We start from the raw sequence: 13,607 nt of genomic DNA, 5'->3' as shown, positions 1-13,607 counted from the left end.
AGTGGTATGTCAGATTTTAGTATGAGGAAAGTTTAAAATATAAAGATTATAAATCAGATGAATAGTGTAAAAATAATCAATGAAAGGAAAAATTGGACGTTGGCAGGGGGCGGGGTTAATGGCCACCACTTTGCTGGGTACTGGAGTTTTTATCCTACCTCAATTGACAATAGAAGCGGCGGGAAATGGAGCGTTAATCGCTTGGGTATTATTGACCGTTGCGATGATCCCTATTACGTTAGTTTTTGGGCGTTTGGCTGGAGCGCTTCCTCATGCAGCGGGTCCTGCGTATTTTGCTGAGAAAGCTTTTGGACAAAGTGCGGGGCGTACCATTGGCTTGATGTTTGTACTTGTTGTGCCATTAGGTGCCCCTGCAGCCATTTTAATGACTTTTCAATTTGTGAATGAATTAGTGGCATTATCAGGCTGGTATCAGGTTGGGGTGGAGTTATTACTGCTGAGTATTTTATTTCTCCTCAATCAAAAAGGAATTCAGGTATCGGCTAAAATCCAATTTATGCTGACCTTAGGTGTGGTGGCTGTTGTGGTTAGCTTATTTGGAGCTATAGGGGCTAATGTCGATGATATTAAGACGTTGACGACACATATTGAAGTGGAAGTTCATACCATTGCAATTGCAGCTGGTATTGCTTTTTGGAGCTTTCTTGGTGTGGAAGCGATGACACATCTGGCTAATGACTTTCAAAATCCTAAAAAAGACATGCTTCCGGCAATGATGATAGGAATTATGCTTGTGGGATTGGTTTATTTGGGCTGTACTTTGCTATTATTGCTCGTGCCTGAGGGGAGTGGGGTTGCTATGGTGGGAGTGATAAATCAACAGTTTGGTGGCTATGGAGCACAGATTATTGGTGTATTGGGGATTGCCAGTGGCTTAGCTACTGTGAATGTGTATACGGCCAGTGTCTCACGTCTTATTCATAGCTTTAGTTGTGAAGGAGTCTTACCGCAATATTTTTCAGTACTTAATGAGAATAAGTTACCCGTGAGAGCATCTAATGCAGTGATTGCTGCGATGGCTGTCGTGATTGTTTTGACTTATGTGACAGGGCAAGAGTTGGACGATCTTATTTCATGGACGAATGGCGTTTTTGTGATTATTTATTCGGTTTCTATGTTAGCGGCTGGGCGATTATTAAGTAAACGTTATCTGCCGTTGGCAATCGTCAGCTGTTTTTTATGTTTAATACTTGGTATCGCATTAGGGGCTAATATGCTTTATGCCGTATGTTTGGTTGTTCTTTTATTTAGTTACTTAGAAGGCCGTAAACAACATAAAAAGCGCAGGCAAGCAGCACTAGCTTAATATAATAACCAAAAAGCCACGTCACGTGGCTTTTTGGTTATTATCGTTCCTTAAGCGCAAGATTTCGCATCTGTATTAGCTCACTATGTTTTAAATAGAGTAACTCAGCCATGCGACGAATGAGTTGATCTTCATATTGACATAAGTGACCATCAGCATAAGCGAGGCGCCACATGGCTAAAATAAGCTGTTGTTTCTGTTTAATAGAGAATTGCTCATTAATTTCAGATGTAAATTCAAAAAGCGAGGTGCTTTTTTTCTGTTTATTTTTGGCATCACTAATCAGTTGCTCAACAGCTTTATCATCTAATTTTAATGTCTTGGAAAGCAATTGAGGAAGTAGTTTTGCCTCTTCAGCCGAGAAAGACTCATCAGCGTATATGACTTCTAATAATAAGCAGGCTGCGGCTAAATTAAGGTGTTGAGCTTTGTCTTCTGGTGAAAGTTCTTGAGCATGAAAATTTAAGAACTGCTTTAATTTCTCTATCATAGTAATACTCAATTTATAAGCGTGATCAGTAAGGCATCGGCAGATTATCTAAGATCGAGAGGATCTTGTGTAACAGTTAAAGGTGTTAGGGCTTTCATGAGTAAATCAGAAGTATCTTTGCCACCATAGGAGCTTAAATAATCTTCGAGAATATCCATCATAGGATCAACCAGTCCTTTGGACAAGCCTAATTTATCGAAAGCATTGTAGACCATAAGGCTTCCTTGTGCTGTAGGGCTTTGATTACCTAATGTGTTATTCAATGTCGATAACGTTGAGGTATTGTCTAATTGAGGTGTCGCTTGTAGTAAGCTATTAATATCAGGAATAGATTCGGCTATAGAACTAAAGCTTTTATCACCAAGACTGGATTTGGCCATTGACAGTAAGCTACCTAATCCGCCTTGTGCTTGGTTTTGTGTGATCCCCAGTTCATCCATTGTCATGCTGACAAGATCTTTCTGATCGGGGTTATTTGATATTGAGGTCTTATCTGCTTGAAGCATAGTGTCGGCTAAACTTTCAAGCTGAGAAGCATAAACCATAGAAGAAAAAATAAAAAGAAGCAGGGTGAAGGGGAAAGGGGCTAAAGATTTCATTGGAGACTCTCCAGTGTCAATTGATATCAATAATTTTAGCTTTTTTGTGCCTTATGGTGCATTTTTTTACATTAAGATTGGCATAATTTTAACCTTTGTATTGTGCATTCAGGTTAAAACTTGGGTATCCTTAGCACTAATTCGTTTTATCTACATTATTTATTGGAAAGACACATGTCATTGTCTGCAATTTTAAATCAAGCGTTGAATTTTTTTAGAAATAATATCAGCCAACTAGCAACTCTTACTATCCCGATCCTATTAATTCAGGTCGGATTACAAATGTGGTTAAGTTTAGAAGTTACTTCCGCAGATGTTGAAAATCCACAATTTAGTGCATCCCATATGATTGTGATGATGGTCTTATTATTGCTTTTTTCTTTGTTAATTGCGGCATTAACATTATTTTTAGAATTACGTTCACTCGGGCACAAACCCAGTAATGGTTTAGTTTTGAAAACCAGTTTAAATTTTGTTCCAGGTTTATTACTTGCCGGGGTGTTTTCAGGGTTAGCGATATTGGGTCCCTTCTTTATTTTAGTTGCTATCGCACCGGTGTTAGGGGTGGTTGGAATAGCGGCTAGTTTTTATATTTTTTCTCGTTTAGCCTTTGTTAATTTCATGGTTGTTGTTGAAAGATTAACGCCAATGGAGGCAATTAAGCGTAGCTTTGCTTTTAGTGGTCCAATTGTGTACAAAACAATGATGATAGCCAGCCTTTATATCCCCCTATTAATATTAGGGGGTGGATTAGCAAAGTTAGTAGAAGGGGTAGGTTTACCAGTACAATACTTGATGGATGTCATCGTCGCTTTTGTTGGTTTATTTATTAATGTGGCTTTGTTTCGTTTATATATGGTGTCTCGTGAACACACGGATGACAGCCAAAATATCAGTCAAGATGGGGAATGAGTGATACCCAGTTCAAACGGTATAAGCGAATTGAACTGGGATAATTGACTATTGAATAATGTAAACTGTACTGAGCCCAAATGGATTATTTTTCATTTGGGTTATGTTCAAAAGTCCGTCCTTCTGAGGGAGCTTGCGAGGAGGATGCATTAATGTCTTGTGCTTGCTGATTAATATCTTTGGCTTGTTGTTGACGAAAACGGGCTAATTGACGCTTTAAAAAAACACGCCCAAAAACGGCTAACGTCACAAAACTTATCGCACCGAGTAATAAGATAAAGGGGAGAGCGATGAGGATAAGTGCAAGTAATAAAATACCTATTGCAAAGGAAGCCCAGCCTCGAGCACCCGATAGTCTATTTCGTAATTGGGCTTGTTGAAATTGGCTGTAAATCATAATGACTCCAAAATAATTTGATGATTGGTGACTGGCGCAGTTTGATTTTAGGGCGCTAACACCAATGTCAGTTTATATGTTGCACCTTCTGGCGCTTAGGATCACGTTAAATAAACTTAATACCCTTATAATATACGTAAAGTAAGGTGCTTCATAGCTTTCATGTCAGGTTATTCAGGTTAAATTTAGCTTCTTAAGGTTTAATAATTTGAGAAATGCTTTTACATATGGTGTCTTTGACCCATAAATGTCCTGGCTCTTCTGAATTGCTGGTATGCCAAAGCAATACATAAGCCATAGACGCAAAAGAAAGCGGTAAAGGCAGTTCAACTAATGGATAGAGCTTTTTGGCATGGCAAGCAAAACTGCTTGGCAAGGTAAAAATGAGATCAGTGTGGGCACAAACACTCGCTGCGCCATAGAAATCAGATACTGTTGTACTCAGTTGGCGTCGCAAACCAAGATCTGCTAAGTGATAATCAAGCATCCACCAATTATTGCCTTCACAGCGAACCTGTACATGTTGCATAGTGAGATAATGGTTAAGATCCCATTGTCCTGATTTGACGATGTTCAATACAGGATGGTTTTTTCTTGCCAAGCAAATTTGGTGATCGGTAAACAATGTTTGATGTGCGATGCCTTCTGGAAGTTGTTGGATCTGTAAATTAGATTTTGGATGCAAGTCTCGTCCTGAAATACCAAAGTCAATTTGACCTTGTTGGATTGCTTGCATGGATTTCTCTGTCCATATGTATGAGTCTAATTTTAAATTTGGAGCTTCGTTGAGTAAAGGGCCGATAAAATAAGGAATTAATGTGTCATAGGCACTTTCAACCATAGCAAATGAAAAGTGCCGTTCACTGCTTGTTGGAACAAATTGCGGGGCTTGTGTCAGTTGATATATTTGTTGTAATAACGGCGGCAACTTTTTGGTTAAGTGTAAAGTATGCACTGTAGGTTTTAAACCATGAGCAGTACGAATAAAGAGGGGATCATCTAAGGTCTCCCTTAAACGATTTAAACTTTTACTGATGGAAGATTGGCTTAAGTGTAGACGATTAGCTGCTCGTGTAACACTTTGCTCTTCAATCAAAATTTGTAAAATGACCAGTAAATTTAGATCGATTCGAGCTAGGTTATCTAAATTCATAGATATTCCTTATAGGAAATATAGTTAGTAAATCATATCATTTCTATTCATAACATGAATTGAGTAAAATAGCCGTTTTATTATTAGAGAAAAGAGGGTTGGTTTAAGCATGCGTCGTAATTTATTACCGATATTAATGTCTATGGTGGTATTAAGCCCACTCGCTATCGATATCTATTTACCCTCAATGCCTAATATGGCAACGGAGTTTGGGGTGTCGGCAAGTGAAATTCAATCGACCTTGATACTTTTCCTATTTGCAATGGGGACAGGCCAGCTATTAATTGGCCCATTAGCAGATCGATATGGTAGGCGGCCTATCGCCTTAATAGGTATTCTTCTTTATTGTCTAAGCAGTTTGCTAGCTGCAATGGCTGTTGATTTTCATTGGCTGCAAATTGCCCGAGTGCTTCAAGGCTTGGCTGCATGTGCAACATCTATTGTGGTATTTAGTGCAGTCAGAGACAGTTTTTCATCTCAAGAGGGGGCGCATTATTATAGCTATTTAAATGGTATGATTTGTGTTATTCCTGCGTTAGCACCCACTTTAGGCGGGATGTTGGCGTTGCAATTTGGCTGGCGTTCAACATTTGTGTTTATGATGCTTTATGCCATATTTGTCATCATTTATGTTGGCTATCGTTTACCCGAAACGAGACCGAGTCATACGGTGACAGAAGGCGCGTTATATCGTTGGTCACGCTATAAGCCGGTACTGTTAGAATCTCATTTCTTGTTTTATGCCTTTATTTGTATGGTGGGAATGACATCAATTTTAAGTTATGTGTCTTATGCTCCTGTATGGATTATTGAACATTTAGGTATGTCCGAGCTAACGTTTAGTGGCTTATTTGCACTCAATGCCGTGGTGAATATTATGGCGTGTTTTGCTGCACCTTTAGTGATGAAACAGCTGGGTAACCGAGGCACAGTGATCCTCGCATTAATATGTTTGTTTATGGCTGGAAGCTTGCAAATTGTATTAAAAGAATGGGGGCCAAATAGTGGTTTTGAAGCAGCACTGAGCTTTATGCTGCCTATCTTATTACTGTGTATTGGATTTGCGTTGCTTTTGGGACCTGCAACAAGTATGGCTTTGTCAGCGTTTGGAGAGAGAGCAGGAACGGCAACGGCGATATTGGGTTTTATTCAGATGAGCGGGGCGTCTATATTAGCGGGGTTAGTTCAGCAAACGAGCTTAAGTGCACCTTATGCTGTTGGATTGGTCATGTTGGTGTTATCAAGTATTTCGCTAGTTATTATGAAAATGAAACGCTTGTCACACTGGCATAAACAAAAAATCTTGTCTGAGTGACTGTAATATCAAAGTCATTGGAAAAGTGAGTTTCATGTTGCTTGAAAATAAATGGCCAGAATTGATTCTGGCCATTTTATAGAACATAAAGTATATGATTTGGAAGGGAGCTATTTAGAAACGTCCATCCAAGCTGATACGTCCATATGCGCCATCTAATTGGGGCTCAAGTTGCTTAGTGACTTCAAGTCGAGCAGAAAAAAGATCCGTCATACGCCAAAAATAAGCCGCGGTCACATTATAATCATAATCATCGTCGTTGCTGACGAAACTGCCATCATCAGCATGGTATTTACCTCCGATAGAGAAAGATTGAGTAAGATACCAATCAAGAGCTAAATCAATGCTATTAATGGAGTCTTCTGTGGTTGGCGAGTAGCCAACAAGCTCTAGGTCATAGGAGGTATAGGTATATTTAGCGGCCATATAAAGGCCCGCTGTATGCACAAAATCAACGAAGCTATTTGCCCCGATACCAAAATTATTGGTAGTTGTTTTATATTCAAATTCGGTGTCTAGAATAGTTGGATAATTCTTTAGATTTCCTCGACGATAATCTAAATAAATTGATGATGTGGGATCAAAATAAAAGCCGATAGCTCCAATATAACCATCAGATTTATAATCTTGTACAGTAAAGTCTCTATCAATATCCATGCCGTAAAAATCATCATAGTCGCCTAAACTAAAGTAACCATCTACATCATAATCTTTTAGTTCAGTCTTATAATATTTTGCAGCAATAAAAATCTTGGAATCGAAGACAAATTCAAAATCGACATGATAATCTTTTCCGTTACCATTAAAACCGGCAAAATGTGTACCGAAATTTGTTTTTTGAGCCAGCTCGCCACTTAAAGCATAGGGGACGTTGCTCTGGTTGACACCGTCACCACCAAAGTAGCTACGTTGACTAAGACCATATCGCCCGTCTGAAAAATTTTCAGTGGATGAAGAGTAATAGGCTTGAATTTCGTGTTTATAATTGTTGTCATCTGCTGCGATAGCGGCAGATCCTGTTAAGCTAAGTAAAATAGCAATAGCGGTTGTACGTTTCATAATCATCTCCCTTTTGATGAGACTAGGAGGCGAGTATTGTTAAGGGTACAACTTAATCCATAAATTTATTTTGGCATTGAGTTAGTTATCTCTTGCCTACGCTCCCAGCATTGTGAATATAGACTAGAAGTGTAAAACTCGCCAATATCAAAATTGAGATTTTTATTGCTTAATATCGATTATTTAATGAAGAGAATTATTCTGTGTCACGAGAGAAATGTTTGAAGTGCCAATATCCCAAGGTCGCTTGTATTTGTGAGAGCATTACTCAGCTTGAAATCACAAATAAAGTGATTGTGTTACAAGATCCTGCTGAAGTGAAGCATGCAAAAAATACGGTTAAGTTATTAACATTGGTTATTCCAAATATCAGCGTTATCGTGGGAGAAACACCAGAAGACTTTACTCGATTAAAGCTGTTCTTGCAGCAGAGTAAAAAAGCCGTATATGTCATTTACCCAAGTAATGACAGCATATGTATAGATGATATTAAACCTGTGAAGGATGCCATTTTACTTTTTTTAGATGGTACCTGGCGTAAAGTGTTCAAAATGATCAATTTAAATCCTTGGCTTGAGCAATACCCAGCTTTGCATTTAAATTTAGATAAGCCTTCGCAGTATAAAATACGCAAAGCGCCTCGCGGTGATAGTTTATCCACGCTTGAGGCTGTGGCATTAAGTCTTAAGACTATCGATTGCGATCTTGATGTGGCGCCTTTGTATCTGGCGCTTAATGCCATGGTGAACAAACAACTTCAATTTATGCCTGAAGCGGCGAGGAAGCGCTATGATAAATGATGAGAGTTAATTTTCCCCGTGCAACAATACCCGTGATACTTGAAGATGTAGGATGCAGCTGGAATTAAAAGCCTTTTAGGCAAGGTCATTAATTGCTCTTGCATAAATGACATTTCCATCATCCTTGATGGTCAGCTAAACAGCGTGCCTAGTCATTCTAAGCTGATGTTCAATAACGCAGTATAAAAGGCTTTCCTCTTTACTGATAAGAGTCTGCCCTTTGGGAGTCTGTAAAATCACCTGCATCGAAGTTGTATCACCTTAAAAGGCAATAAGCATTCTTGCACCTTTTCTTTTACAAGAGTACGCTTTGAATTAGGACCTTTTACAGGCTCTGAAAACATGCATCTTTAAGTCTCACGGGTAACGCGTTAAAATCTGGCGTTTACACTTAAATTACCATAAACACCATCAAGATCGGGCTCAAACTGTTTAATGATATTAATTCGTGCCGATAGGACATTATTTAAGCGTAAAAAGTATGCGGTACCAATACCGTAATCATCATTATCGCTGCTACTGTCATCGGTATGGTAGTAACCGCCAACAGACCAAGAACGAGTAAAATACCAATCAGCTTGTAGATTAAAATTATTACTGTTTTGCTCTGTTTTCCCTCCTATACCTGTACCGCTATATTTTGTTTCTGTGTCGGCATAATGGTAACTGGCATCGATAAAAATGCCTTCAGTCACAGTCATGGGAACTAAGGTTTTTAATCCGGCGCCGACATAATGACCTGTAGTATCCTCGCTATACAAGCTATTGTCTTTATTTCCGTCATTATATTGGTATGAAAAATAAGCCGCACTGGTTTTATTTAAGTAGTATCCTCCGGTGACTTGATAGGTTTTAGAGTCAGGTGTTATAGCCTTGTATGATTCAATGAGTTTAAGGTTGTTTGAATCACTAAGGTCGGTTTTTTGATAGCCTAGACCAACAAACCATTTGGAGTCAAAAACATAAGTACCGTCAAGATTATATTGCCTATCACTATCGCCAAAGCCAATATATTCACCGCCAATATTGGATGTTTGTGCTAAGTAGCCACTAAGTGCATAGGGCACTGTTTCTTGGTTGACGGCTGTTTGATAATATCGATATTGTAGGCCCCATTTACCATCTGAAAATTCCTCACTGGAGGTAATATAGTCGACTTGTGACTCATGATGAAAAGGCTTATCTTCTGCGGCAATGGTCGAATGGCTGGCTAAGCTTAATAAAATCAGGCTTGCAAGAGTGATGTTATTCATTAATTTTGTTCCTGTAATTAGAATAAGGCTAGGAGACAAAATAGCTAGACATTGTTAAGGGAGTTGAAAGACGGCTCAGCTTATCCATAAGTCTATATTTATTAATTTTATTGGGGGATTAGTCGTTAACTTTTAGCCCTTAGCTCCTAGCGCGATTACTATAAGCGAAATATTAATAAAGATGCAAGTGAAGGGACTCTTTATATAAAATAACAGCTAATATATTAGCAGTGGGTAATTTAACTCATTTGAATAAAAAATGAATGCCAACGATTAAACGATTTGCATTCATTTTTATCAATAATCAACTTTATTCAAGTTGATACTGTGACACTATTTATTGCTCGATATTAGAAGCGGCCGTTAATCGCTAATGTACCTGATACACCATCTTGATTGGGTTCAAATTGCTTTTGAACTTTGGCAATAGCTGAAATAGAATCCGTTAGACGCCAGAAATAAGCCGTGTTAATGCTGTAACCGTCATCGCTGCCACTTTTATCTTTAATTTCGTAATTAGCACCGAAAGACCATGCGCGAGTAATGTACCAATCGGCATACATGCTAAAGTCATTGGTCGATGTTTTACCTTTGGTTGAATAATGATAGCCGTTTAACTCTGTGCCCAGTAAAATACCTTCAGTAACAGGAATTGGTAAATAACCTTTAACACCAAAAGTATAAACATCGGTGTTTTCACCATGATGTTCCACATCTAAACGTTGGTAGTTTGCATAGACTTTCGATGTATTATTGAAGTAGTAACCACCACCAATACCATATGTCATTTGATCTGCTGAATCTTGATCGGCTCGATTCAATTTACCATTGATAAACCACTTGGAATCAAACACATACTCGCCATCGAAACCATAATTGCGGAAATCTATTTCGTCATTATTAAAACCAAAATGGCCGCCAATGTTAGAGCTTTGCGCTAAAAAGCCGCTCAATGCATAAGGCACGGTTTTTTGATCAACAGACTCAGTGTAATAACGGTAGTTTAGATCCCAGTCACCGTCAGAGAATTCTTCACTCGAAGTGTTGTAATCTAACTGAGCTTCATGATGATAATTGTTATCATTAGCTGCAAGTGCTGATGCACTGGTTAAGCTTAATAAAAGAGCAGCTGCGATTGTTGATTTGTTCATTTGTTCATTGTCCCTGTAATTATAATAAAGCTAGGAACAAAAATGAGAAGTGATGAAGTTTTTATTAGACTAAAGTCAACTCATCCATAAGTTATTATTAGTGTCTTAATGTATATTAATAAACACTGTTTGCTCCTAGCGCCGACAAATATACAGATGTTAAAAATAAAAAACAATAAAAATATTGAATATAAAAAATAATTACTGATTGATTTCGATACCGGTTGTACATTTATTATTCTAAGTTTGATGTGGGTATCAATAAATTTTTGTGAGCCATATCACTTATATATTTAACATAATAAATAAAAGCATATTTTAATGATTATAAGTTAAATAAATTGTGAAATAAATTTCAGTTTTTATATCTTACTATAAATATAGGCATTATTTTATATAAGTTAATTTTCTTAACGTTATTATTTAAATAAAGACTAAAAGTGGCAATAAGTTTATGAATAGGCCCCCTCTATTTTCTCCAGCGTGAAAGGTCTGTTTTGATTTGTTGTTAACTGTTCTAAATTTATTGTGGTTATTCATTTATAAAATGAGGAAAGTCTAATTATGAAGTGTAAAAGTAATAATATAATTGATTCTTGGAGAGTACTCCCAGTCATTAAACTGATGCTTTCTGTTGGGGGGGGAGTTAAGTGCTGAGTCTGCGACTAGGCAGGAAGCAAGTAAATTTACGATACAAAAAAATAATGCGCTATATGAGGCCTATCCATTCGTAATAAAAATAGCTTTAAAGATGCAAAGAGAGGTTTTATCGCACCATTAAACAATGAGGGTATCGTAAAAGATACGCAAGACAAGGTCGTCTGGGATTTAAAGGTGTATCAGGATTTTATTAAACAGGGAAGTCAGTCTCCTAATAGTGTTAATCCTAACTTGTGGCGCCAAAGTTAGTTGTTCATGATTAGTAGTTTATTTGAAGTAGTGCCGGGAGTCTACCAGATGCGTAGCATAGATTTATCTAACATGACCATCGTGGAAAGTGAAAAAGGGAGCACTATTTATGATCCTCTTATTTCAACAGAAACGGCTAAAGCGGCACTTGAGTGATATTATCAGCACCGACCTAAAAAACCTGTTGTTGCTGCGATGTATACATATTTCCATGCCGATGACTTTGGTGGTGTGAAAGGTGTCGTTTATCAAGTAAATATCGATAGTGGTAAAGTGAAAATATTTGCACTCGAAGGCTTCATGGAGCATTCGATAGCGGAAAATGTGTTTGCTGGAACAGTAATGAGTCCTTGTGCATCATATGTGTACGGTAATGCGGAGCCTCCCAGTGAAAAAAGAACTATTGATGGGCTTGAATATGAGTTTTTAATGGCTCAAGGATCAGAAGCACCTTCATAAATGATGTGGTATGTACCAAAATATAAAATGATTAATACCGCAGAAGATGCTGCGCATACAATGCATAATTTATATACTTTAAGAGGAGCAAAAACACGGGACGCTTCGTTATGGCCGAAATATTTAAACCAAGCCATTATGATATGGGGTGATGAGTCTAAGGTCGCTATAGGTATGCATCACTGGCTTGAGTGGGACCAAGGTGTGATCCCGCATTTAAAATCACAACGTGATATCTATAAGTTTATGCATGATCAGACACTGCATTTCGCTAATATGGGTTTCACTATGAATGAACAGCCTGAAAAGTGCTTAATTTAGGTCAGCAAGCTTTCAAACGTGGGGATTATAAATGGGCTGCGACTCTTTTGAATAACTTAGTCTTTGCAGAACCAGAGAGAAGGACTGCACTATTATTACAAGCAGATGTGTTAGAGCAATTAGGTTATCAAGCTGAAAGTGGGCCTTGGCGGAATTTCTATTTAAGTGGAGCAACAGAGCTTCGTAATGGGATTCAAAAAGTTGCAGCGCCAAATACTGCCTGCATAGATGTGATTTTAAATATGTCTATGGCCCCTAATTTTTGATCATATGGGAATATAATTGGATGCCCAAAAAGCTGAGGGTAAGATGATTACCATTAATTATGTATTACCTGATGTGAAAGAGAAGTATGCCCTTTACCTTGAAAATTCAGTTTTAAATGCTTCTCCAAATACGCAAGATGAAAATGCAGATGCCACTGTATCCATTCAACGTAAGACATTGAATGAATTGATGACAGGAGCGGTAGCCATGCAAGATGCAATAAGTGATGGCAGCATAACTTTTGAAGGAGATAAAGAAAAGTTTTTAGAAACAATGGGAATGCTTGATAATCTTGGGCAATATTTTGGGTTTAATATTGTGACCCCTTGATTTGTCATCTAGTTAGCGATTATTGATTTAAAATAAGGGAGTATTTATGAAGCATCGTCAATAGGTAATAGCATCATTAATTAAGGTGGTGCTTACTTTTATGACACTAAACACCTTAATATCGAGTACAATTACTGATCCGCCTAAAGTGGTTTCTAGTATAGAGCAGCAAGCTTCTAATTTAAAATCACTATCCTTTCAAAATTATTGATGGGGTGGTTTTCAGTAAATATAGTAAAGGCAAAGTATTATCAAACTCATTTTAGCCCAGTCTTGGGAGAGATATAAAGTCATGTGATGACTCGCTTTTTCTTACCTATATATACAATCGGTGATAGTGAAGAGTCTGGAATAGGAGATTTCAATATTATTATGCCGATAATACTCTTAAAGCTTGAGAGGACTTTTAGTTATGGTATTTGACTAGCTTTAACCCTTCCAACGCATACTAATGATCAATTGGGCAGTGATGCAATTGGCGTTGGAATGATCGCAAGTGATTTTGATACGGAGCCAGAAATATTTCAACATGGGATGCTTATCACCAACGACTATAACGCAGCAGCCAGTGAATTATAGGATGAGGGAAGTATGGCAAGTTTGTAACCTATTCTATTCAGGTTACTCCTTACGCTCTTCTGCGACTATGACATTTGGTTTTGAACATGAAACCTATAATATTCCTCTGGGATTTGGCATTATGTTTTATATAAATCGAATTTTATTTGAATAATAAGACTTTAAAAGGGCTGCTTAGCCCTTTTTTTATACGTTTAGCTGGCTTTGTATGCACTTAAATGGTTTATCGAAATTAAATGCAAAAAAGCCCTTGCGCTAATCTCAAATCTCCCTATAATGCGCACCC

Annotated in this window: 15 protein-coding genes; 8 read left to right on the top strand and 7 right to left on the bottom strand. The window is 37.8% G+C overall.

The features are described from left to right. Window positions 1–79 precede the first annotated feature (79 nt). Entirely contained in the window at window positions 80–1,327 is a 1,248-nt protein-coding gene (gene yjeH, locus Q0976_RS11995) for an L-methionine/branched-chain amino acid transporter (protein ID WP_299494077.1), read from the top strand. 40 nt (window positions 1,328–1,367) lie between these two features. On the opposite strand, the gene Q0976_RS11990 is transcribed toward yjeH, so the two are convergent. Together Q0976_RS11990 and Q0976_RS11985 are read right to left on the bottom strand one after the other, a co-directional pair. Continuing rightward, window positions 1,368–1,817 carry a TerB family tellurite resistance protein gene (locus Q0976_RS11990; RefSeq protein ID WP_299494076.1) on the bottom strand — a complete coding sequence of 150 codons (450 nt, stop codon included), beginning with the start codon at window positions 1,815–1,817 and terminating at the stop codon, window positions 1,368–1,370. A gap of 44 nt (window positions 1,818–1,861) precedes the next feature. Beyond that, complete coding sequence (locus Q0976_RS11985; protein ID WP_299494074.1) at window positions 1,862–2,416, bottom strand: DUF2780 domain-containing protein; 555 nt, start codon at window positions 2,414–2,416, stop codon at window positions 1,862–1,864. 174 nt (window positions 2,417–2,590) lie between these two features. Here Q0976_RS11985 and Q0976_RS11980 point away from each other — a divergent pair, with 174 nt between their 5' ends. Then, window positions 2,591–3,328: a hypothetical protein gene (locus Q0976_RS11980; RefSeq protein WP_299494072.1), complete on the top strand. Its 738-nt coding sequence runs from the start codon at window positions 2,591–2,593 to the stop codon at window positions 3,326–3,328. Between the two features lie 85 nt (window positions 3,329–3,413). Here Q0976_RS11980 and Q0976_RS11975 read toward each other — a convergent pair whose 3' ends face one another. Beyond that, window positions 3,414–3,725, bottom strand: coding sequence for a hypothetical protein (locus Q0976_RS11975; RefSeq protein WP_299494070.1), 312 nt, complete (start codon window positions 3,723–3,725; stop codon window positions 3,414–3,416). 193 nt (window positions 3,726–3,918) lie between these two features. Continuing rightward, entirely contained in the window at window positions 3,919–4,878 is a 960-nt protein-coding gene (locus Q0976_RS11970) for a LysR substrate-binding domain-containing protein (protein WP_299494069.1), read from the bottom strand. A gap of 109 nt (window positions 4,879–4,987) precedes the next feature. Between Q0976_RS11970 and Q0976_RS11965 the strand changes: the two genes are divergently transcribed. Then, the gene (locus tag Q0976_RS11965) at window positions 4,988–6,193 is read left to right on the top strand and encodes a multidrug effflux MFS transporter (protein ID WP_299494067.1); all 1,206 of its coding nucleotides are present in this window, start codon (window positions 4,988–4,990) and stop codon (window positions 6,191–6,193) included. A 114-nt stretch (window positions 6,194–6,307) separates the two neighbouring features. On the opposite strand, the gene Q0976_RS11960 is transcribed toward Q0976_RS11965, so the two are convergent. Then, window positions 6,308–7,252 (bottom strand): hypothetical protein, encoded by a 945-nt coding sequence (locus Q0976_RS11960; RefSeq protein ID WP_299494066.1) that lies wholly within the window; start codon window positions 7,250–7,252, stop codon window positions 6,308–6,310. A 203-nt stretch (window positions 7,253–7,455) separates the two neighbouring features. On the opposite strand from Q0976_RS11960, the gene Q0976_RS11955 reads away from it, so the two are divergent. Next, window positions 7,456–8,052: a tRNA-uridine aminocarboxypropyltransferase gene (locus Q0976_RS11955; protein WP_299494065.1), complete on the top strand. Its 597-nt coding sequence runs from the start codon at window positions 7,456–7,458 to the stop codon at window positions 8,050–8,052. Between the two features lie 371 nt (window positions 8,053–8,423). Here the strand turns inward: Q0976_RS11955 and Q0976_RS11950 are convergent, their stop codons facing one another. Then, the gene (locus Q0976_RS11950; RefSeq protein ID WP_299494064.1) at window positions 8,424–9,305 is read right to left on the bottom strand and encodes a putative porin; all 882 of its coding nucleotides are present in this window, start codon (window positions 9,303–9,305) and stop codon (window positions 8,424–8,426) included. A gap of 350 nt (window positions 9,306–9,655) precedes the next feature. Further along, complete coding sequence (locus tag Q0976_RS11945) at window positions 9,656–10,456, bottom strand: putative porin (RefSeq protein ID WP_299494063.1); 801 nt, start codon at window positions 10,454–10,456, stop codon at window positions 9,656–9,658. 1,104 nt (window positions 10,457–11,560) lie between these two features. Here Q0976_RS11945 and Q0976_RS11940 point away from each other — a divergent pair. The 4 genes from Q0976_RS11940 to Q0976_RS11925 are packed head-to-tail and all read left to right on the top strand — an operon-like array spanning window position 11,561 to window position 12,742. After that, window positions 11,561–11,824: a hypothetical protein gene (locus Q0976_RS11940; protein ID WP_366525075.1), complete on the top strand. Its 264-nt coding sequence runs from the start codon at window positions 11,561–11,563 to the stop codon at window positions 11,822–11,824. Continuing rightward, window positions 11,825–12,145: a hypothetical protein gene (locus Q0976_RS11935; protein WP_299494061.1), complete on the top strand. Its 321-nt coding sequence runs from the start codon at window positions 11,825–11,827 to the stop codon at window positions 12,143–12,145. It abuts the gene before it with no gap. After that, window positions 12,133–12,411 carry an alkyl sulfatase dimerization domain-containing protein gene (locus tag Q0976_RS11930; RefSeq protein WP_299494059.1) on the top strand — a complete coding sequence of 93 codons (279 nt, stop codon included), beginning with the start codon at window positions 12,133–12,135 and terminating at the stop codon, window positions 12,409–12,411. The genes Q0976_RS11935 and Q0976_RS11930 overlap by 13 nt, the downstream gene beginning before the upstream one ends. Window positions 12,412–12,427: 16 nt before the next feature. Further along, window positions 12,428–12,742 (top strand): alkyl sulfatase C-terminal domain-containing protein, encoded by a 315-nt coding sequence (locus tag Q0976_RS11925; protein WP_299494057.1) that lies wholly within the window; start codon window positions 12,428–12,430, stop codon window positions 12,740–12,742. The last annotated feature ends 865 nt before the right edge of the window (window positions 12,743–13,607 follow it).

It is taken from the genome of uncultured Shewanella sp. (genome assembly GCF_947501665.1).
Classification (GTDB): Bacteria; Pseudomonadota; Gammaproteobacteria; order Enterobacterales; family Shewanellaceae; genus Shewanella.
This window is presented reverse-complemented; position numbering and strand designations above follow the sequence as displayed.